Genomic DNA, 19,065 nt, shown 5'->3' with positions numbered 1-19,065 from the left:
TTTGCCCTGATAATCTAGTGCCAGATAATCAATCCCACCAGGCTTATCACCACTAATCCACACAGCGAACTCGTCAAAATAAACTGACGGCGCAGGCGCTCACAGCGGCGAATAAACTCCTCATCATGATGATCTAAATAACGCTGGGCGTAGATATAGCGGACCAGCCGTACCTGTTTGCTCGGTTGACCATGTGAGGTAAAAAAACCACCTCCGTCAACATATTGATACAGCAGAGGATCACATCCGCGCAGCACAACCAGTAACGCACGCAGTGAAGAGTAATAGCGCGCCATATTCACGACACAAACTACACAAAGCGCCCAGAACAGCGCAACGGTGCTGATCATGTACCCCTCCCGGCGAAGCCCTCGAAGCGACTGCTTCGGGACAACCGCTCTCCCCGAAAACCCTGTCAGACAATCCTGCAACGGCTCACCGATACAGGTCACAGATCTCTTCCCGTCCGGCTCACTTAATAGTGTAGGAGATCCCTAAATTTTTTTACCACCGCGTTAATCTTTATCAAGGCCGCCACAATAATTTTTCGCTTGAATGTAATTGCGGGGTGGCGCATTGACGGGTTGAATAGCTCCCTATAAGGTAGAAATACCATCTACAATTTAAGTCTTTAGGTAGGGTGACCGTAGCTCATGCCGCTGCGGTTCAGAAGATGACGGCGAGAGTCATCGATAACTTATGGAAGGAGTAACATTATGGCTTACAAACACATTCTTATCGCGGTAGACCTCTCTCCGGAGAGCAAAGTACTGGTGGAAAAAGCGGTCTCCATGGCTCGCCCTTATAACGCTAAGGTTTCCCTGATTCATGTCGATGTAAATTACTCCGATCTGTATACCGGGCTGATTGATGTCAATCTGGGCGATATGCAGAAACGCATTTCCGAAGAGACTCACCATGCGCTGACCGAGCTTTCCACCGGCGCAGGTTACCCTATAACCGAAACCCTGAGCGGCAGCGGCGATCTGGGCCAGGTGCTGGTAGACGCAATTAAAAAATACGATATGGATTTGGTGGTTTGCGGGCACCACCAGGACTTCTGGAGCAAGCTGATGTCCTCGGCTCGCCAGCTGATCAATACCGTGCATGTGGATATGCTGATTGTTCCGCTGCGTGATGACGAAGACGAGTAACACTTTCCCCTCACCCTAACCCTCTCCCCAAAGGGGAGAGGGGACTGGACCGAGAGCGGACCGGATCGAGCATAAATTATCGGTTTTCCCCCTCTCCCTTCCAGGGAGAGGGCCGGGGTGAGGGTCTAAGCTCATTCAAATCCTGAAGGATCACCGTCAACACCCCCTCCAGCTCTCCCCACAGCTCGTTATTCCAGAACCGCCTCACCCGCCATCCCTGCTCATTGAGGTACTTCGTTCTTCGCGCATCGTAGCCTCTTTGTGCCTCATGCTGCCCACCGTCCAGCTCAATCGCCAGACGAGCAGCGCAGCAGGCAAAATCAACAATATAGGGCCCAATCGGATGCTGGCGACGAAACTTAAACGCGGCAAAGCGCCTGCAGCGGAGTTGATACCACAGCAGGCTCTCTTCGGGGGTCATCTGTCGCCTTAGCTGGCGGGCGAAATGTCGGATCGGCTGCATAGCAGGCAACATGCCAATACAGCCGTTGAGAGGCGAGTAGAAATCTTCTTTTCTGCGAGAGGCTTTCCGGCGTTTTGGCGATTACTCCGGCGTCCCGGCGTAAATATCAAACCGGTGCCCTTTGGTCACCACCGCGTTTTGCGTGGCCACATCGGCCAGCGGCGGCGCATAGTCAGGGCGCTTCACCACCACCCTTTTCTTCGCCAGCGCTCGGGCAGGCGTCAGCAGCCCATCCGCATCTTCATCCGGCCCTACCAGGGACTGGAAGACGCGCATCTCTTTCTTCACCAGCGCGCTCTTTTGCTTATGGGGGAACATCGGGTCGAGGTAGACCACATCCGGGCGCGGCGTGATGTCGCTAAGCGCCGTCAGGCTGGAAGCATGAATCAGCTGTAATCGCTCCTGCAGCCAGCTGCCGATTTCCGGGTCCGCATAGCCACGGCGCAGGCCATCGTCGAGCAGCGCGGCAACCACAGGATTGCGTTCCAGCATCCGCACGCGGCAGCCCACGGAAGCGAGCACGAAGGCATCGCGCCCTAACCCTGCCGTCGCATCGACCACATCCGGCAGATAGCTGCCCTTAACGCCCACGGCCTTTGCCACCGCTTCACCACGCCCGCCGCCAAACTTACGGCGGTGCGCCATCGCCCCGGAGGCAAAATCAACGAAGATGCCGCCAAGCTTTGGCTCATCACGCTTGCGCAGTTCAAGATGCTCAGGCGTCAGCACCAGCGCCATCGGCGCATCTTCATCGTGCTCAAGCTGCCAGCGTTCGCTCAAAACAGATAAGGCGCCGGGATCGGCGCCTGCTTCAGTCAGTAAACAGATTTTCACGTGATGGCTTAGCCCTGAATACCGTAGTGTTCCAGCATCGCATCCAGCTGTGGCTCGCGCCCGCGGAAGCGTTTGAACAGCTCCATCGGCTCTTCCGAACCGCCCCGGGTCAGGATGTTATCGAGGAACGACTGGCCGGTCTGACGGTTGAAAATGCCCTCTTCTTCGAAGCGAGAGTAGGCATCCGCCGCCAGCACGTCGGCCCACAGGTAGCTGTAGTAGCCCGCCGCATAGCCGCCAGCGAAGATGTGGCTAAAGGCATGCGGGAAGCGACCCCAGCTCGGCCCAGGCACCACGGCAACCTGTTTCTTAATTTCGGCCAGCGTCTGCAGGACTTTTGCCCCCTGTTCCGGGCTGAACTCGGCGTGCAGGCGGAAGTCGAACAGGCCAAACTCCAGCTGGCGCAGAATAAACAGCGCGGCCTGGTAGTTCTTCGCCGCCAGCATTTTTTCCAGCAGCTCAACAGGCAGAGATTCACCGGTTTCATAGTGGCCGGAGATAAACGCCAGCGCTTCAGGCTCCCAGCACCAGTTTTCCATAAACTGGCTCGGCAGCTCGACCGCATCCCACGGCACGCCGTTGATGCCGGACACGCCTGCGGTTTCGATTTTGGTCAGCATATGATGCAGGCCGTGGCCGAACTCATGGAACAGGGTGATCACTTCATCGTGGGTAAACAGCGCAGGTTTGCCGTTCACCGGGCGGTTGAAGTTGCAGGTCAGGTAAGCAACCGGCTTCTGCAGCGAGCCGTCTGCGCGACGCATTTTGCCCACGCAGTCATCCATCCAGGCTCCGCCGCGTTTGTGCTCGCGAGCGTACAGGTCAAGGTAGAAGCTGCCGCGCAGCTCGCCCTGGTCGTCATACAGCTCGAAGAAGCGCACGTCCGGATGCCAGACGTCGATATCTTTACGCTCTTTAGCGGTGATGCCGTAGATGCGCTTAACGACTTCGAACAGGCCGTTCACCGCACGCTCTTCAGGGAAGTAAGGGCGCAGCTGTTCGTCGCTGATGCTGTAGAGATGCTGTTTCTGTTTTTCGCTGTACCAGGTGATGTCCCACGGCTCCAGCTCTTCCACGCCGTAATGCTCTTTTGCATAGGCGCGCAGCTGAGCCAGCTCGGCTTCACCCTGAGGGCGAGCGCGTTTTGCCAGGTCAGACAGGAATTCCAGCACCTGCTGCGGGTTCTCCGCCATTTTGGTGGCGAGGGATTTTTCCGCATAGTTACCAAAGCCCAGCAGCTGAGCCAGCTCGTGGCGCAGCGCAAGGATCTCTTCCATCACCGGGGTGTTATCCCACTTCCCGGCATTCGGGCCCTGATCGGACGCACGGGTGGAGTATGCGCGGTACATCTCTTCGCGCAGGGCGCGGTTATCGCAGTAAGTCAGCACCGGCAGGTAGCTTGGAATGTCCAGCGTCAGCAGCCAGCCGTCCTGCTCTTTGGCTTCTGCCTGAGCGCGTGCAGCGGCTAAGGCGCTTTCCGGCATACCGGCCAGCTCTGCTTCATCGGTAATCAGCTTGCTCCAGCCCATGGTGGCATCGAGCACGTTATTGCTGTAGGTAGAGCCCAGCTCGGACAGGCGAGCAGAAATTTCACCGTAGCGCTGCTGTTTGTCTTTGGGCAGGCCAATACCGGAGAGCTCGAAGTCACGCAGCGCGTTATCCACCGCTTTCTTCTCAGCAATGCTCAGGCTGGCGTAATTCGCGCCGTCACGCAGGTCGCGGTACGCGTTGTATAGCCCTTCGTGCTGACCAACCCAGGTGCTGTATTCCGACAGCAGCGGCAGCGTTTGCTCATAGGCTTCGCGCAGCTCCGGGCTGTTCTGCACCGAATTCAGATGGCTGACCGGGGAGAACAGGCGGCCCAGGCGATCGTCCACTTCTGCCAGCGGCTGAACCAGGTTCTGCCAGCTATAAGGCGCGCCCTGCGCAACCACGCTTTCCACCGCCGCACGGCAGTCATCCAGCGCTTTAGTCACAGCCGGAACAACATGCTCTGGTTTGATGGCGGAAAACGGCGGCAGCTCAAAAGGGGTCAATAAAGGATTGGTCATAAGCGCGTTCCTGATTAAAAGGGAGAGAGAAGCGCTCAAACGGCGCTTTGTGCATGGAGTCTAGCATGGGGTTAAGTGTAGCGAATTTCAATCCCGGACGTTGCGCCCAGCTCGCCGGAAACAGGGGCAGCAGGTGCTGCCCCGGAAGGTCAATCAGTGGGATTTCTCGGCCATGGCGTAGGCCGCAGGCAGGTTCAGACGCTGCCAGAACTGCTGGTCAGCCGTCGTGCCGGAAAGCGGGTAGCCCGCAGGTAATGCGGTTTTCACCATCAGATCGCGACGCTGCGCGGCGGAAAGCTTAGGCAGCGCGGCCTCGAGCAGAACTTCCGCCCCTTGCGGCACCTTCAGAGCCTGCTTCTCGCCCTTCTGCTGCGGCAGATCGTAGGTCATGGTGAAGCGGTAGAGTTCTTTCATAGCCGGGGCGCGGTATGGATCGTCTTTCGCGGAAGATTTCGCACATTCAGCCAAAGAGGTCCCGCACTCTTTCTCCAGCGCAGTACGCAGCTGATCGCGAGCTTCGTTAAACAACGCACGGTATTTAGGGTCGTTCAGGTAGTTAGCCACGTTGCGCTGCGCCACCATGCGGGAACCCATCACGTCCAGCGGATAATGTACGCCCAGCACAATGCGCGAGTAGCCGTAGCGAGCGCCGCGCTCAACAAGCGCTTCAAAACGCTCCGGTACCATCTCGGCCATTAGCAGCGCGTCGGTGTAGCCAGTGTTGGTGTGGCCGCTCGGGAACGAACCGCCGTCTGCGGTGTACGGTTTGTTATCTTTAATCACCACATCATCCGGGACAAGGTGGATCGTGTTGCCCTGAATCAGGAACGGACGCGGGTTATTGAAGTGCTTCTTCGCCGCGCTGGTGCTGACCTCAGAGGCTTTAATCAGCGCAGCGGCCTTGCTCAGTTCGCCTTTATCGTAGGCGGCCAGGAAGGCTTTACCCAGGCGCGGCCCCATGGCGTCGCTCAGGAAGTAAAGATGGTTGATGCCCTCTGCATCCGCCAGCGCCTGATGGCGGGAGGTCTGCACGGCGTTAAGGTTAATGTTGGTCACCGTTTCAAGGTTCTGCTTGATCACGGGATCCGGCAGCTTACTGAACGCGGAAAGCAGCTCGATGCCCGCCTTCTGGTTTGCTTTGGTCTGGAAGTCATAGCCGCTGGCCTTCAGCCACGCGGTATCCGCCAGCTTTTTGCTTTGCTTCGCTTTATCCAGCTGGTCGCGAGTCAGTTTGTCCGCATCCCCTTTCAAAGCCGCACGCAGGGCCACCAGGGACTGGCTTTCCAGCTCATCAAAGCTCTGGCTGCTGTTTGCCGGAGTGACGGTATTGGCTATCGCCGCGGCCTGAGGGAGAGAGACGTCCTTTGCCAGCGCAGGCATAGCCACGGCCAGCGCTGCGGCCAGCACAGAAATACGGAGTTTCATTATTTTTCCTTTTATTCAAACGATTACCTTGCCTGGCTGCGACGCTATCCTGGAAATTTGACGTTTTTATGACACATTTATGTTTTGAAACGTTTTAGGCCCGATTGAAACAGCGCCGCGCCCGGGCGGTAATCCTCCGCAATCTGCGGTAAACTGTGGGAAATTTGTTTTCTTATTTGCGGAATACCATCCCCCATGCTCAGCTATCGCCACAGCTTTCACGCCGGTAACCATGCCGACGTACTGAAACACACCGTTCAAAGCCTGATTATTGAATCGCTAAAAGAGAAGGAGAAGCCGTTTCTCTATCTCGACACTCACGCAGGCGCCGGTCGTTACCAGCTGAGCAGCGAACATGCGGAGCGCACCGGCGAGTATCTGGAAGGTATCGCGCGCATCTGGCAGCAGGACGATTTGCCTGCCGAGCTGGAAGCCTATATTGGCGCGGTGCAACACCTGAACCGTAGCGGCAACCTGCGCTATTACCCGGGCTCGCCGCTGATTGCCCGTCATCTTCTGCGCGAGCAGGACAGCCTGCAGCTCACCGAACTGCACCCTTCCGACTTCCCGCTGCTGCGCTCCGAGTTCCAGAAAGATGAGCGCGCCCGCGTTGAACGTGCCGACGGCTACCAGCAGTTGAAAGCGAAGCTGCCGCCGGTTTCCCGACGCGGCCTGATCCTCATCGACCCACCGTATGAGATCAAAACCGACTATCAGGACGTAGTAAAAGGCATCGCTGAAGGCTACAAACGCTTTGCCACCGGCACCTACGCGCTGTGGTACCCGGTAGTGCTGCGCCAGCAAATCAAACGCATGATCCGCGACCTGGAAGAGACCGGCATCCGCCGCATCCTGCAAATCGAGCTGGCGGTTCGCCCGGACAGCGACCAGCGCGGCATGACGGCTTCCGGCATGATTGTGATCAATCCACCGTGGAAGCTGGAACAGCAGATGGCAAACGTGCTGCCGTGGCTGCATAAAAAGCTGGTGCCCGCGGGCACCGGCTCCACCACGCTCAGCTGGATTGTGCCGGAATAACGGCCATCCCTTTTACAACAATCGGTAGAACCTTTATCCCGGCGCGCTACAATCGCGCCTAATTTTCGACTCAAAAGGGAAACATCATGACCAAACATTATGACTACCTCGCCATCGGCGGCGGCAGCGGCGGTATCGCCTCGATTAACCGTGCGGCAATGTATGGGCAGAAGTGCGCACTGATTGAGGCGAAAGATCTGGGCGGCACCTGCGTCAACGTCGGCTGTGTGCCTAAAAAAGTGATGTGGCATGCGGCGCAAATCGCCGAGGCGATTCACAACTATGGCCCGGACTACGGCTTTGACACCACGCTGAACCATTTCGACTGGGACAAACTGATTGCCAGCCGTACCGCCTATATTGACCGCATTCATACCTCATACGACAACGTATTGGGCAAGAATAAAGTTGACGTGATCCGCGGCTTTGCGAAGTTCGTTGATGCCCATACCGTGGAAGTAAACGGCGAAACCATCACCGCAGACCATATTCTGATCGCCACCGGCGGCCGTCCAAGCCACCCGAACATCCCTGGTGCTGAGTACGGCATCGACTCCGACGGCTTCTTTGAGCTACCGGGCCTGCCAAAACGCGTGGCGGTGGTTGGCGCGGGCTACATCGCGGTAGAAATCGCCGGCGTAATTAACGCGCTGGGCTCAGAAACCCACCTGTTCGTGCGTAAGCACGCGCCGCTGCGCACCTTCGACCCGTTGATTGTTGAGACGCTGCTGGAAGTGATTGCGGCAGAAGGCCCGACCCTGCACACCAACGCGGTTCCAAAAGCAGTGGTGAAAAACGCAGACGGCAGCCTGACGCTGGAGCTGGAAGATGGCCGCGCAGAAACCGTCGATACCCTGATTTGGGCGATCGGTCGTGAACCGGCTAACGACAACTTCAACCTGCAGGTGACCGGCGTTGAGCTGGATGCAAAAGGCTATATCAAGGTCGATAAGTTCCAGAACACCAACGTGCCGGGCATTTATGCCGTGGGCGATAACACCGGCGCAGTTGAGCTGACGCCTGTCGCCGTTGCCGCTGGTCGTCGCCTGTCCGAGCGCCTGTTTAACAACAAGCCGGACGAGCATCTGGACTACAGCAACGTGCCGACCGTGGTCTTCAGCCACCCGCCAATCGGCACCGTTGGCCTGACCGAACCGCAGGCGCGCGAGCAGTACGGCGACGACAACGTGAAGGTCTACAAATCCTCCTTCACCGCCATGTACACCGCCGTGACCTCTCACCGCCAGCCGTGCCGTATGAAGCTGGTCTGTGCGGGCCCGGACGAGAAAATCGTCGGTATTCACGGCATCGGTTTTGGTATGGACGAAATCCTGCAGGGCTTCGCCGTAGCGCTGAAAATGGGCGCGACTAAGAAAGACTTCGACAACACCGTGGCGATCCACCCCACCGCAGCGGAAGAGTTTGTTACCATGCGTTAATCCCTTTCGGGATAAAGACAAAAGGCCAGAGGTGACTCTGGCCTTTTTTATTACCTGTCAAATTGCATTTAGATCAGCGGCTTATGCAATATACCTTCCAGCACCTTCAGCGGCGAGGTCTGCGGGTTTTGCATCTCCTCGACCGGCAGCAGGAAGGTTTGCTCCAGCATAAACTGCCCGCCCATGGCGGCATGCGGCGTCTGGTCGGAGAAACAGATCCAGCTGCTGCCCGGCGGGAAGTCGATGGCCACCTGCGGCCCCTGTTTCTGGTAGTCCGCATCGGCCTTCATCGCATCGTGCATCTGCAGCATCAGGTGGTCGTAATGGCTACGGCGAGTTTTGGTGATGCCGACGGCGTTCTGCAGCCAGCTGCTCGCCGGGGAATAGCTTTTCAGGCGCGGAAGGAAGCGCTCGGCCAGCGTAGGGAAAGCTTCGCCAACGCGCCAGCTGCGGCTTTCACCGGCCGGATTGATGTTGGTGAAAATACGCAGGATGCGCTCGCCGTAGTTAGGGCGGGACGGGAAAGCATCCACGTGCAGGCGGCTGTCGTCTTTACGCCAGGAGGTGTTTTGCGTCCACTGCTTAACAGGATGCAGGCGCAGGCTGTTGGTCGGCGTATGCAGCACCTGCTGGTATTCCGGCAGCAGAGTAGCGATAAGCTTCTGGCAGGCTTCGTAGTGGCGTTTCAGCAGAGCGCGAACTTCCGGCTCCTGCTCAGGGATCGCAACGCCGGTCAGCTTATCCTTTAGCGGCTGATAGCTGATGTTCTTGCGTTTCGGGTCAACCACCGCCGGGTTAAGCAGGGCCTTTTCCTGCCCGGTGAGCGCAAAAGCCAGCTGCGGCAGGAAAATGACTTTGCCCTGCTCCAGGTCGCCCACCACCGATTCAGCTACGGCTCCCCCCCATACAGAAAGAGGATGCGTCAGGGTCACAGTATCAAGAGAGAGGTTTAAATCTGCCATATCAATGTCCTTGCCAAATATCCGGACGGTGTATTTAACAGATTAATTTCCGGAGTATTTTATTTTTAGAAAGACGTAAGAATGATCCCGCCATAGGGTGGCGAATGCATACCAAAAAGGGTTTTATCCAGTATAGTAAGAATGAAAATCGAAAGTTAAACAAAACCTAAACACCATCCTGAGGACTAAATTAAAACGCACAAAATCATAAAGTAACGCTCAGACAATATTAAATAGATTTTTCAGTTCCTGTTGTTATAGCTCGCTGTTAAATAACAAAAAGAATAAAGGCCTGAGAAGCAGGCCGTTATTTTTATTTCCATTCGCTGCGTAACAGCCCGTAGGCATATTCATCACCCCATTCGCCTTTAAATAAAATATTCTTGCGAAAATGTGCTTCGCGACGAAAACCCAGTTTTTCCAGCAGGGCCGCCGCCGCCGCATTCCTGGCATCCACCGTCGCCACCAGGCGGTGTTTGTTGTAAGCAGTGAACAGCAGCTCAATCACCCCGCGCAAAGATTCGAAAGCGAATCCCTGGCGCTGATGGCGTTCGTCAAAGGTCATGCCTAATTCTGCCTGCTGGCCATCATGAAAAAAGTGAACGGCCACGTCCCCCAGCAAACGCTGGTCTTCGCTGCGCACGACCGCAATCTGGAACCAGCTTTCGTCGGTATTAAACGCCAGCGGCGCCTGCTGAGCATAAAACGCCTCGGCATCGGCCTGGCTGTAGCCGTCCCAGCTCTGGTAGCGGGCCACTTCCGGCTGATTACGGTATTCAATAAAAACGGGTAAATCCGCACGGGTAAACTTGCGCAGCGTCAGGCGCGGCGTAGTCAGCAGCGGCTCCATAGGTCACTCCAGGTAAAGGGTCAGCTAACAGTGTCGGCCCGAAGATTAGCAGCTTTAATTTTTTCCGGCATTACGCCGCGTGCCCTGCCAGGGTGAAGCCGCAAGAGCTAAAAAGAGAGTGGAATGAATATGCCAGAGACCCCTGGGCTTTACCGGCAAATCGTCCTTAAGTTAAATTTCTTCAATAAATACATATGAATAGTTATGATATATCCCTGTAACAAAAAGCTACAAATTTAATTCTCTTTAAAATCAAATAATTCATCGTTCAAATATTCATCAGCAGAAAATAATCTTTCCCCTGCCTAAAAACAGTCCATACACTACGCTTCGTTTTGCCTGGCAAGACAAACTAATAATAATTTTCAACAACATAATTTATCGCGCAACCATGATCCTTTGCGGCCTTTAACCTGTCCGTACAGGGTTATTTTTTGCAACACAAAACCAATGTTATAGAAAACAGAACGATACATCATGCACAAGCAAAAATACCTGCCTGCGGCCGCCGCATTGCTATTTAGTCCGGCGCTGCTCGCTTCGACCAGTTTTAATTTTTCACCCGATGCAGTAACTGCAAATATTTCCACCGGCGTTTTGAACGGAGAATCTAAAGAGCTCGTTTATAATCAACACGATGGCAGTAAATTAAGTGAACTGAAATGGAAAATTAAAAACACGCCCATTATTAAAGGCGGCATTAGCTGGGATGCCCAGCGGTATATCACCCTCAACGCTAATGGCTGGACAACCTTTGCCTCACGCGGCTCGCACATGACAGATTATGACTGGCAAACGCCAGGGCAGAGCCACTGGAGCGACAAGTCCACCCACCCTGACACCAGCCTGAATTACGCCAATCAGTTTGATCTTAATTTCACCGGCTGGCTGTTGAAGGAGCCAACTTATAACCTTGGCATCGTCACCGGTTACCAGGAAACTCGTTATAGCTGGACAGCCCGCGGCGGCTCGTATAACTATTTTAATGGTGCGCTGGTCGGTGAATTTCCTGCCGGAAAACCGGGTATTGGGTACAGCCAGAAATTCAGCGTCCCGTATTTGGGGTTAACCGCGAGCTATCGTTACCAGGATTTTGATTTAGCAGGACAATTTAAATTCAGCCCGTGGGTAAATGCGCGAGATAATGACGAGCATTATATGCGTCAGCTGAGCTTTAGCGAAAAAGGCAATAATTCTAATTATTACGCTGCTACCGTTTCTGCCGGGTATTACGTCACGCCGAATACCCGTCTCTATACCGAATTAACGTGGACGCGTTTTGCCGAAGCGAAAGCCTCGACGAAAACGCGTGATAATAAAACCGGAGAAACCTGGTCTGAAGGCGGCGACGCGGCAGGCCTGAGCAACGACAGCTATACCTACGGCGTCGGCGTTCAGTATCGTTTCTAAAGGTTTATGGCCCAATAGTTTTCTTATTGTTCATCAGGGGCTGCCGGCCCGCAGGCAGCCCCGCATGATTAACGTATCGCGTTGTATATCGCCTGCTGAATTTTCACGTTCAGCTCGTCAACCGGCTCGGCCACCAGCCCCTGCGCCGTGGCATCTTCATAGCGCTGCTTTTGTGCCGCCAGGCGCATTTCCGCGCGCTGCAGCGCCTCTTTCTGCCGCTGTACTGCGGTAGCAGAGCTGCAGAAGCTGGCTAAATATTGCTTTCTCAACGAGGTCAGCTTTTGCCCTTTCCTCATCTCCAGTTCGGTGGCGCTAATCAGCCGGCGACAGGGGCGCGCCTCATCCATCTGCGGCCGATACTGTAGCAAAATGGTCAATACATCCCGGTTATCTGCCGCCAGCGCCTGCTCGGTGAAATACACCTTCCAGTTCATACCGCCCTGCATAAACAGCCGGACGATACGAGCGTCGTTGCGGTTAATCGCCGTACGAAGGTTATTTTCGTCCCAGGTTATCCCCATGTTGGCCAGCATATCGCGCGGGCTGTTGTATTCCGGGCGCTCTTTCTGCTGTGCCGGCGTGCTCACCACCACCGGTGGCGTGGCCACCATGCCAGGTTTTGAGGAGATATCACTAAGCAAATAGAGGCCCACAACCGCAACCGCCACGACGAAAATACCCACCGAAGCCCAAAGCGCGGTGGAGATAGCGCCAGTGGCATCATGCTGCTTCTTATCAGCGCGTGAGTCATAACGTTCGATGGACTCTCTGATCTCTTCAGGGTCACCGCCCTTGGCCGCGTGGTTTTTACGAGCCTGTTCAAGGTAGCTTTGCAGCGCGGCGTCATTGGCGTCTAACAGCGCTGAAGGATTAACTTTGGTACGCCCCTCACTAAAGGCTTTTTGCACCGGGCCGCTGATTTCGCCAAAATAGTTATCGAGCAGAGCCACCTGAACGGTCGTCAGCGGCTGTTTGTGCATCAGATCATTGCGAATCTGCCTGACGCCGTCGAGGAAGATTTGCAGGGTTTTACGCTGGTCGATAAGAAAACCCAGCTGCGGGGAATTTTGGTAAATTTTTGCGTAGTGATGGGCAAACTCTTTTTTATCCACCAGCATCAGAGCCAGCTCGCTAAACTTCATCCCGCTTAGCACATCGCCCCTTTCACCCTGCTTCAGCCAGCGGCGAACCTTATCCGCGCCAAACTGGTTTTTAAGTTGATTGACCAAATCTGCCTGGCTTTCCCAGGCCTGACTCACCAACTCTTTCAGCATCAGTTCAATCGCGCGCATCTGCTGCTGCGCGCCTTTCTGCACCCCGTCAACATCAGAGGATAATTCGGTGGAATAGCCCAGCAGCGGCTGCTTGAAACGCACGTGTTCAAGGTAGCTGGTAAATCGCAGGGCAGCGAGCAGCTGGTTTTGGCCGACTTCCTGTCCGCTCTCATACTGAGGTACCAGCTGCTGTAGATGGCGCAGCAGAAGGGTGAACTGTGAAATCTCTGAGTCGTTAAGATTCAGCCGTTTTGCTACGGCACCCCAGCTGCCGAGCGCCATACGGGCCTGCTCCAGCTGCTGGAAAAACCACTGCGGATCTTTGCCTTCGGCGGCACGAATGTTCAGGAGCGGCAGAATCTGTAGAGAAGCCTGCCGAATAATCCCCAGACACGTCTCAAAGTGCTCCCGCATCTGCAATGTTGCGCTGCTCATGATCGTCCTTTGTCGATGTCCGGCATCGCGCTGCCGAACGCAGAAAAAACTGCATTTTTCCGCCCCAGGCGGCTATTTTTTTATGGTCAGAGTTGCCAGGGCCATATTTCGGCATTACAGCAGAGTGTAAAACGGCAAATCCACAATCAATGGCGACAAAAAGAGCGATTTAGTCGGGTATTTTCAAACCTCACGCTCGACGATTTCCCCCAGCCTTTTCAGGGCCGCCTCGGTGACGGCGTTGAACGGCAAAGAATAGTTCAGCCGCAGGCAGTTGCGGTATTTTCCAGAGGCTGAAAACAGCGAGCCGATCGCAATATGTATTTTTGCCTCTTTCAGGGCATAGCCAAGCCGCACTGCGTCAACCTCTTCCGGGAGTTCAATCCACATCAGAAAGCCGCCCTGCGGCCGGCTTACGCAAATACCGCAGGGGAAATATTGCCGCACGCGACAAGTGAAAACGTCCAGGTTGCGCTGATAGTGCTGCCGCATACGCCGGAGATGGCGGTGATAGTGTCCGTTACGAATGAACGCCGCCACCGCCTGCTGGGTGAAGGTGGCGCTGCTGCCGGTGCCAATATATTTGCTGTGCAGCGCCCGGTCGAGGTAGCGCCCCGGCACTATCCAGCCCACCCGCAGCCCCGGCGCAAGCGTTTTTGAAAACGAGCTGCACAGCAGAACGCGGCCATCCACGTCCAGAGATTTAATCGTCATCGGGCGCGGATACTCATAGGCCAGTTCGCCGTAGACATCATCTTCGATAATCGCGATATCAAAGCGCTGAGCAAGGCACATCATCGCTTTCTTGCGCGCATCCGGCATGATGAACCCTAGCGGGTTGTTGCAGTTCGATACCAGAATCACCGCTTTTATCGGCCACTGCTCTAACGCCAGCTCCAGCGCCTCAAGGCTAATGCCGGTGACGGAATCCGTTGGAATTTCAATCACTTTAATGCCGTACCCGCGCAGCATTTGCATGGTGCCGTGGAATGACGGCGACTCGACCGCCACAATGTCGTCCGGCTCACACACCGCGCGAATCGCAATCGACAGAGCTTCATGGCAGCCGTTGGTCACCACGATGTCGTCGGCATTCACCACGCAGTTGCTGTCCAGCATCAGGCGCGCAATTTGCTCGCGCAGCGCTTTTACGCCGAACATGCCGTCGTAGCCCAGCAGCTCAGGTTCCTGATACTGCGCAAGCCGCGCCATCTCACGCCACAGCGGTTTTATGGTCGACTGGGTGAGATCCGGCGACCCGCTGCCAAAGGCGATTAACTCGCAGTCATCCCGGGAGTTCACCAGTTCCAGTACCGCATCCCACTGCGTCACTTCCACCGGACGCTGTACCGGGCGAGTTAAGCGCGGAACGGGAGGAACCGCTTTACGCGGTGCCACAAAGTAACCAGAGCGCGGCTGGGGAGAGATCAGCTGCCGATCTTCAAGTACGTGATAGGCCTGCTGCACGGTGCTGATGCTGACGCCGTGCTCACTGCTCAGGCTGCGCACCGAGGGCAGACGCTCACCGCTTTGATAAAGCCCCTGCTCAATACGCTCGGCCAGCAGCGTGGCGAGATGTTGGTAACGCGTCATGCTGTATCCTCACCGGAAACCATACAGAAAGAAAAATCGATACAGAATGGCGCAATAAATGCCATTCAGCTCATGTTTTAGCCCTTCTGTATGTTAAAGAAAAGTTATTTTTGAATCTGTCTGCTTTTGCTCATTCGCCGGATGATAGCACCAGAAAAACCGCGAGGAGTGACGCCATGGGCTTTGAAGAGAACCACCACCGCAAACCGTTTTATGGCCTGGTCATGCTTTACCACTATTTTCGTCGTAGCAGGCAGCGGCGCCAGACTTTACGCGCCCTGCGCGAACTCAGTCCGGAACAGCTCAGGGATATGGGGCTAACACGGGATGACTTATCTCGCTGGGATTAACGCTTAAGCGGTGCCATACGCTGGCACCGTTTTTTATTTACTGCTATCAAAAGGAGGACAACACAACAACAACGATAACCAGGAGCCTGATGAACATCACCGACCTGCCTTTTAACACCACCGACTGGGCAACCCTCACGCCGACCGAACATCCCGGCATTACCGGCAAAGCTCTGTGGCGCACGCAGCAGTTTGGGCCGATCCGCGTACGTATGGTCGAATACACCCCGGGCTATCTGGCCGATCACTGGTGCCAGAAAGGCCACGTTCTGCTTTGCCTGAAGGGCGAGCTGCAAACGGAGCTGGAAGATGGCCGCCAGTTTACCCTGACGCCGGGCATGAGCCGACGGCGCAGAGCCACACCGTTCCTCCACCACATCAGGCGCAGTCCTGTTTATTGTGGATTAACACCATGCAGACCCTTTTAACGCCGCGCCTGTCACTCAGCCAGCTTACCGAAGCCGACTGGCCATTATTTCGCTACCTGCAGCAGCAGCCGGAGGTGATGCGCTACGTCGCTGAAAACCGATCGGAGGAAGAGATCCGCCGCACCTTTGACGCCCGCCTTCCCGAGTGGCACCCGGGCAGCAGACACTGGCTTTGTATGGTAATGCGGCATCAAAAAACCGGCGTGCCGATTGGTGTTACAGGTTTTATTCTGCGTGAAGATGGCATCGCGGAAGTGGGTTTTTTACTCGACCCTTCTTTTCACGGCCAGGGCTACGGATACGAATCGCTGCATGAGATTTGCACCTTCGCCTTTGTCGACGTCGGGCTCCGCAAGCTTGTGGCCACGGTCACCGCCGGAAATATTCCGTCAAAGAAAGTGCTGGAGAAAGTCGGGTTTCTGCAGGAAGGCACGCTGCGGGAAAACTACTGGCTGAATGAAAACTGGCAGGATGACTGGATTTTTGGCCTGTTGGCGCGAGAGTTCAGATAAAACACGGGCCGCGCGAGGCGGCCCATACGGCGTGATTCGGTGCTTAGTTATAAATTTCCGCAACACCGTACATTTTGTTATCGCCACCGGCAGAGATGATGCGGATGGATTTCGCGCCAGCCTGCTCGGCTTTTTGCTGCAGCTGATGTTGCAGGCTGTCGAGGTTAGATGCCCCGCTAACGGAGACGGTGCCCATTTTCTGGCTGGCATCGATCTGGGTTTCCACAGCGAAACCGGAGAAGGAAGCGGCGAGTGTCATAACTACGGCAAAATATTTGATGCTTTTCATGATGATTACCTTTGCGTTTTGTTTGTTGAGAAGGCTGACTGCCTTCGATGAAATAAGAATAGCGCCGTGCAGCACCGTTTGTTAGCGGAACAATTCGCTTATCTCTTTCAAAAAAAATGAACAAAAAAGCAACCATCAGGGAGAGCGACAGAGGATTGAGGAAAACCCGCAACCGGCGCTGAGCGACAGGGCCGGCTGTGAGTTTAATCGGGGAACGGCGAAGGGTTTTCCGGCTTAATTCACCGGAAAAAAAGCGCTATTAAAAATCGATGCGGGAGAAGCCGGTCATCTCGGTCAATTCCATCTCACGACCCAGGGCGGTCATCGGGTGGACAATCACCAGGCCACGGACGCTTTTCTTCAGCTTGCCCATATCGGCCTGCTCTTTTTTGGTAATAGCACGCTTGAACGGCAGCGCCATCAGCTTCTGCGCCTCTTTGCTCAGCTTCTGATTGCGTACAGCCTGCAGACGGGCAATTTCAATTTCCAGCTTCTGCCGCTCTTTTTCCAGCTCGGCATATTTTTCCGCCTCGTTGATCAGGTGCAGACCTGGCATCTCGTGACGGATAGCGTCCAGGCGGTCGCTAAGGCGTTTAATCTCTGATTTTTCGATTTCTTTCATTTTGACTTACCGTGAATAAAGATGGCTTGTCGGCAAGGATACACGATCCTGAGGGACAGGGCGAAAAGCGGCTATTTCTGGAAGGCTTTTTTTAAGCTGATCCGGGAGATCAGCTCAGTCAGGGAAAGGACCATCGTGGAGCGAACTATCTGCATGTAGCGCTGACGCTGCATCGCGAGCAGTTCCGGGTCACTACCGTCAACGAAGGTCGGAGTCGGCGGCAGCGCCGTTACGCAGTGCAGCTCGCCAAACGGGCCCAGAATTTCATCATCGGTAAAACTGTACTCGTTGCCGTCATGATTTAACTCTTCGCGCAGCGCCATGAGCAGCTCGCAGTCTTCGTACTCGGCGCGGTTCAGTACGCCCAGCCCGTAAATAAGCTTCAGGCGTACCGAAAGGTCGCCCAGCGGCCCGTCGCCGTCCAGCAGCGGCTCAACCGCATATTTCACCGCGTAATCGTCTTTGCGGAACACCTGTAACACCAGGATATTGACCGCTTCGGTCAACAGCTCGACGGCGGCAATTAGCAGGCTTCGTACGGTTTTGCCGGCATTCAGTCGCTCAAGCACGCGGTTTTCAAAGGCCTGGGTTTCTTCCATTTTTGCCTGCATCACTAAACATGTTTCAGGCGCGGCATCCACCGCGCCTGCATAGGGTTACGCTATGGCGTTATACGCCTTCACCGCCTCGGCAACGACTTCACTGCTCGCGGCCAGACCGGAGACTTCCGCCAGCGCGGCCTGCGGGCCTTTGTCTGCCAGCAGCTGTTTCAGCTCCTGCGCCTGAGGATCCTGCTCGCTGTGGTAGTGCATGGCTGCCGCAATCCCTTTGATCAGGTTAACGTGCGGCAAACCATACTCAATGGTGCCGAGCAGCGGCTTAACCAGGCGGTCACCGGCGCTGAGTTTACGCAGCGGCTGACGACCCACTCGCTCCACATCATCCTTCAGATAAGGGTTTTCGAAACGACCAAGGATTTTCTTGATGTACGCAGCATGCTTATCAGCTTCAAAGCCGTAGCGCTTAATCAGCACCGCGCCGCTCTCTTCCATCGCCCCTTTCACTACGGCGCGAACTTTCTCGTCAAGAATGGCATCGCGGATAGTCTGGTGCCCGGCCAGCTGACCGAGGTACGCGGTTATAGCATGCCCGGTATTCAGCGTGAAGAGCTTGCGCTCGACAAACGCCATAAGATTATCAGTAAGTTCCATGCCAGGAATGTTTGGTAGCTCACCTTTAAACTGGGTTTTATCAACAATCCACTCGCTAAAGGTTTCAACGGTCACTTCCAGCGGGTCGTTGGTGGCCGATTCAGAAGGAGGAACGATGCGGTCAACCGCCGAGTCCACGAAGCCGACGTGCTGCTCAACCCATGCCCACGCATCGGCGGACAGCGCTTTCTTCACGTGCTCTTTCAGCTGGCTGGTACCGCGCACCATGTTTTCACAGGCGATAATGTTCAATGGCGTTTCGTTGCCGTTGGCGCGGCGCAGCTCAAGGCCTTTGGCAAGCGTTGGCGCGATGCGCTCAAGCACAACCGGGCCTACCGCAGTAGTGATCAGATCGACCTGCGCGATAAGCGCGACGACGTCGTCGCCGATGCTGCTGACGGCATTCACGTTGGACACGGTATCAATCTGCTGCTGCTCGCCCACGACATGAACCTGGTAGCTGTGACGCGCGTTCAGAGCATCCAGAACCACCTGGTTTACGTCGGCAAAAGTCAGCTGCAGACCGGCGTCCGCTAGCAGTTTACCGATAAAGCCACGACCGATATTACCTGCACCAAAATGTAATGCTTTCATTGCGTTAACCTTCCTGATTATGTCACCCGTTAGGGCTGGGGTAAGGATACTGTATGCGAATCCCCTCACCCTAGCCCTCTCCCCATAAGGGAGAGGGTACATCCAGAACCTCCCCTTTTTACTCCCTCTCC

Annotated in this window: 19 protein-coding genes and 1 pseudogene; 7 read left to right on the top strand and 13 right to left on the bottom strand. The window is 55.4% G+C overall.

The window, feature by feature from the left end:
• Window positions 1-14: 14 nt before the first annotated feature.
• Entirely contained in the window at window positions 15-350 is a 336-nt protein-coding gene (uspB, locus tag EL098_RS00380) for a universal stress protein UspB (RefSeq protein WP_126354187.1), read from the bottom strand.
• A gap of 366 nt (window positions 351-716) precedes the next feature.
• Here uspB and uspA point away from each other — a divergent pair, with 366 nt between their 5' ends.
• Window positions 717-1,154 carry a universal stress protein UspA gene (uspA, locus tag EL098_RS00375; protein WP_039298608.1) on the top strand — a complete coding sequence of 146 codons (438 nt, stop codon included), beginning with the start codon at window positions 717-719 and terminating at the stop codon, window positions 1,152-1,154.
• Between the two features lie 76 nt (window positions 1,155-1,230).
• Here uspA and EL098_RS00370 read toward each other — a convergent pair whose 3' ends face one another.
• The 4 genes from EL098_RS00370 to EL098_RS00355 all read right to left on the bottom strand — a co-directional run bounded on the left by EL098_RS00370 (window position 1,231) and on the right by EL098_RS00355 (window position 5,927).
• Complete coding sequence (locus EL098_RS00370; protein ID WP_126354186.1) at window positions 1,231-1,617, bottom strand: endonuclease domain-containing protein; 387 nt, start codon at window positions 1,615-1,617, stop codon at window positions 1,231-1,233.
• An 81-nt stretch (window positions 1,618-1,698) separates the two neighbouring features.
• On the bottom strand, window positions 1,699-2,451 hold the full coding sequence (gene rsmJ / locus EL098_RS00365) for a 16S rRNA (guanine(1516)-N(2))-methyltransferase RsmJ (protein WP_126354185.1): 753 nt from the start codon (window positions 2,449-2,451) through the stop codon (window positions 1,699-1,701).
• Window positions 2,452-2,459: 8 nt separating this feature from the next.
• A complete protein-coding gene (gene prlC, locus EL098_RS00360; protein ID WP_126354184.1) occupies window positions 2,460-4,502 on the bottom strand; it encodes an oligopeptidase A in 2,043 nt (680 codons plus the stop codon).
• Window positions 4,503-4,655: 153 nt separating this feature from the next.
• Window positions 4,656-5,927, bottom strand: a complete 1,272-nt coding sequence (locus EL098_RS00355; protein ID WP_126354183.1) for an acid phosphatase — start codon at window positions 5,925-5,927, stop codon at window positions 4,656-4,658.
• A gap of 195 nt (window positions 5,928-6,122) precedes the next feature.
• On the opposite strand from EL098_RS00355, the gene EL098_RS00350 reads away from it, so the two are divergent.
• Both EL098_RS00350 and gorA read left to right on the top strand, forming a co-directional pair.
• Window positions 6,123-6,965, top strand: coding sequence for a 23S rRNA (adenine(2030)-N(6))-methyltransferase RlmJ (locus EL098_RS00350; RefSeq protein WP_126354182.1), 843 nt, complete (start codon window positions 6,123-6,125; stop codon window positions 6,963-6,965).
• Window positions 6,966-7,051: 86 nt separating this feature from the next.
• Complete coding sequence (gorA, locus tag EL098_RS00345; RefSeq protein ID WP_126354181.1) at window positions 7,052-8,404, top strand: glutathione-disulfide reductase; 1,353 nt, start codon at window positions 7,052-7,054, stop codon at window positions 8,402-8,404.
• A gap of 68 nt (window positions 8,405-8,472) precedes the next feature.
• Here the strand turns inward: gorA and EL098_RS00340 are convergent, their stop codons facing one another.
• Both EL098_RS00340 and EL098_RS00335 read right to left on the bottom strand, forming a co-directional pair.
• A complete protein-coding gene (locus tag EL098_RS00340; protein ID WP_126354180.1) occupies window positions 8,473-9,366 on the bottom strand; it encodes a Kdo hydroxylase family protein in 894 nt (297 codons plus the stop codon).
• Window positions 9,367-9,679: 313 nt separating this feature from the next.
• Complete coding sequence (locus EL098_RS00335; protein ID WP_126354179.1) at window positions 9,680-10,216, bottom strand: GNAT family N-acetyltransferase; 537 nt, start codon at window positions 10,214-10,216, stop codon at window positions 9,680-9,682.
• 477 nt (window positions 10,217-10,693) lie between these two features.
• On the opposite strand from EL098_RS00335, the gene EL098_RS00330 reads away from it, so the two are divergent.
• Window positions 10,694-11,626, top strand: a complete 933-nt coding sequence (locus tag EL098_RS00330; protein WP_126354178.1) for an omptin family outer membrane protease — start codon at window positions 10,694-10,696, stop codon at window positions 11,624-11,626.
• A 68-nt stretch (window positions 11,627-11,694) separates the two neighbouring features.
• Here the strand turns inward: EL098_RS00330 and EL098_RS00325 are convergent, their stop codons facing one another.
• Together EL098_RS00325 and EL098_RS00320 are read right to left on the bottom strand one after the other, a co-directional pair.
• A complete protein-coding gene (locus tag EL098_RS00325) occupies window positions 11,695-13,335 on the bottom strand; it encodes an STY4199 family HEPN domain-containing protein (protein ID WP_126354177.1) in 1,641 nt (546 codons plus the stop codon).
• A gap of 183 nt (window positions 13,336-13,518) precedes the next feature.
• Window positions 13,519-14,928 (bottom strand): aminotransferase-like domain-containing protein, encoded by a 1,410-nt coding sequence (locus EL098_RS00320; protein ID WP_126354176.1) that lies wholly within the window; start codon window positions 14,926-14,928, stop codon window positions 13,519-13,521.
• Window positions 14,929-15,104: 176 nt separating this feature from the next.
• Between EL098_RS00320 and EL098_RS00315 the strand changes: the two genes are divergently transcribed.
• The 3 genes and pseudogenes from EL098_RS00315 (at window position 15,105) to EL098_RS00305 (ending at window position 16,218) form a co-directional block, all read left to right on the top strand.
• On the top strand, window positions 15,105-15,278 hold the full coding sequence (locus EL098_RS00315) for a DUF1127 domain-containing protein (RefSeq protein WP_126354175.1): 174 nt from the start codon (window positions 15,105-15,107) through the stop codon (window positions 15,276-15,278).
• A gap of 89 nt (window positions 15,279-15,367) precedes the next feature.
• Window positions 15,368-15,686 (top strand): annotated as a pseudogene (locus tag EL098_RS00310) (DHCW motif cupin fold protein).
• A 4-nt stretch (window positions 15,687-15,690) separates the two neighbouring features.
• Complete coding sequence (locus tag EL098_RS00305; RefSeq protein WP_126354174.1) at window positions 15,691-16,218, top strand: GNAT family N-acetyltransferase; 528 nt, start codon at window positions 15,691-15,693, stop codon at window positions 16,216-16,218.
• 43 nt (window positions 16,219-16,261) lie between these two features.
• Here the strand turns inward: EL098_RS00305 and EL098_RS00300 are convergent, their stop codons facing one another.
• The 4 genes from EL098_RS00300 to mtlD form a co-directional block, all read right to left on the bottom strand.
• Window positions 16,262-16,507, bottom strand: a complete 246-nt coding sequence (locus EL098_RS00300; RefSeq protein ID WP_126354173.1) for a YdgH/BhsA/McbA family protein — start codon at window positions 16,505-16,507, stop codon at window positions 16,262-16,264.
• Between the two features lie 259 nt (window positions 16,508-16,766).
• A complete protein-coding gene (locus EL098_RS00295) occupies window positions 16,767-17,129 on the bottom strand; it encodes a YibL family ribosome-associated protein (protein WP_126354172.1) in 363 nt (120 codons plus the stop codon).
• A 71-nt stretch (window positions 17,130-17,200) separates the two neighbouring features.
• Window positions 17,201-17,740, bottom strand: a complete 540-nt coding sequence (gene mtlR / locus EL098_RS00290; protein WP_126358324.1) for a mannitol operon repressor MtlR — start codon at window positions 17,738-17,740, stop codon at window positions 17,201-17,203.
• Between the two features lie 45 nt (window positions 17,741-17,785).
• Window positions 17,786-18,934 carry a mannitol-1-phosphate 5-dehydrogenase gene (mtlD, locus tag EL098_RS00285; RefSeq protein ID WP_126354171.1) on the bottom strand — a complete coding sequence of 383 codons (1,149 nt, stop codon included), beginning with the start codon at window positions 18,932-18,934 and terminating at the stop codon, window positions 17,786-17,788.
• Between the last annotated feature and the right edge of the window lie 131 nt (window positions 18,935-19,065).

The organism is Cedecea lapagei (assembly GCF_900635955.1).
GTDB classification, from domain to species: Bacteria; Pseudomonadota; Gammaproteobacteria; order Enterobacterales; family Enterobacteriaceae; genus Cedecea; species Cedecea lapagei.
The sequence above is the reverse complement of the archived record's forward strand: the minus strand, read 5'-3'. Positions and strand labels throughout refer to the sequence as shown.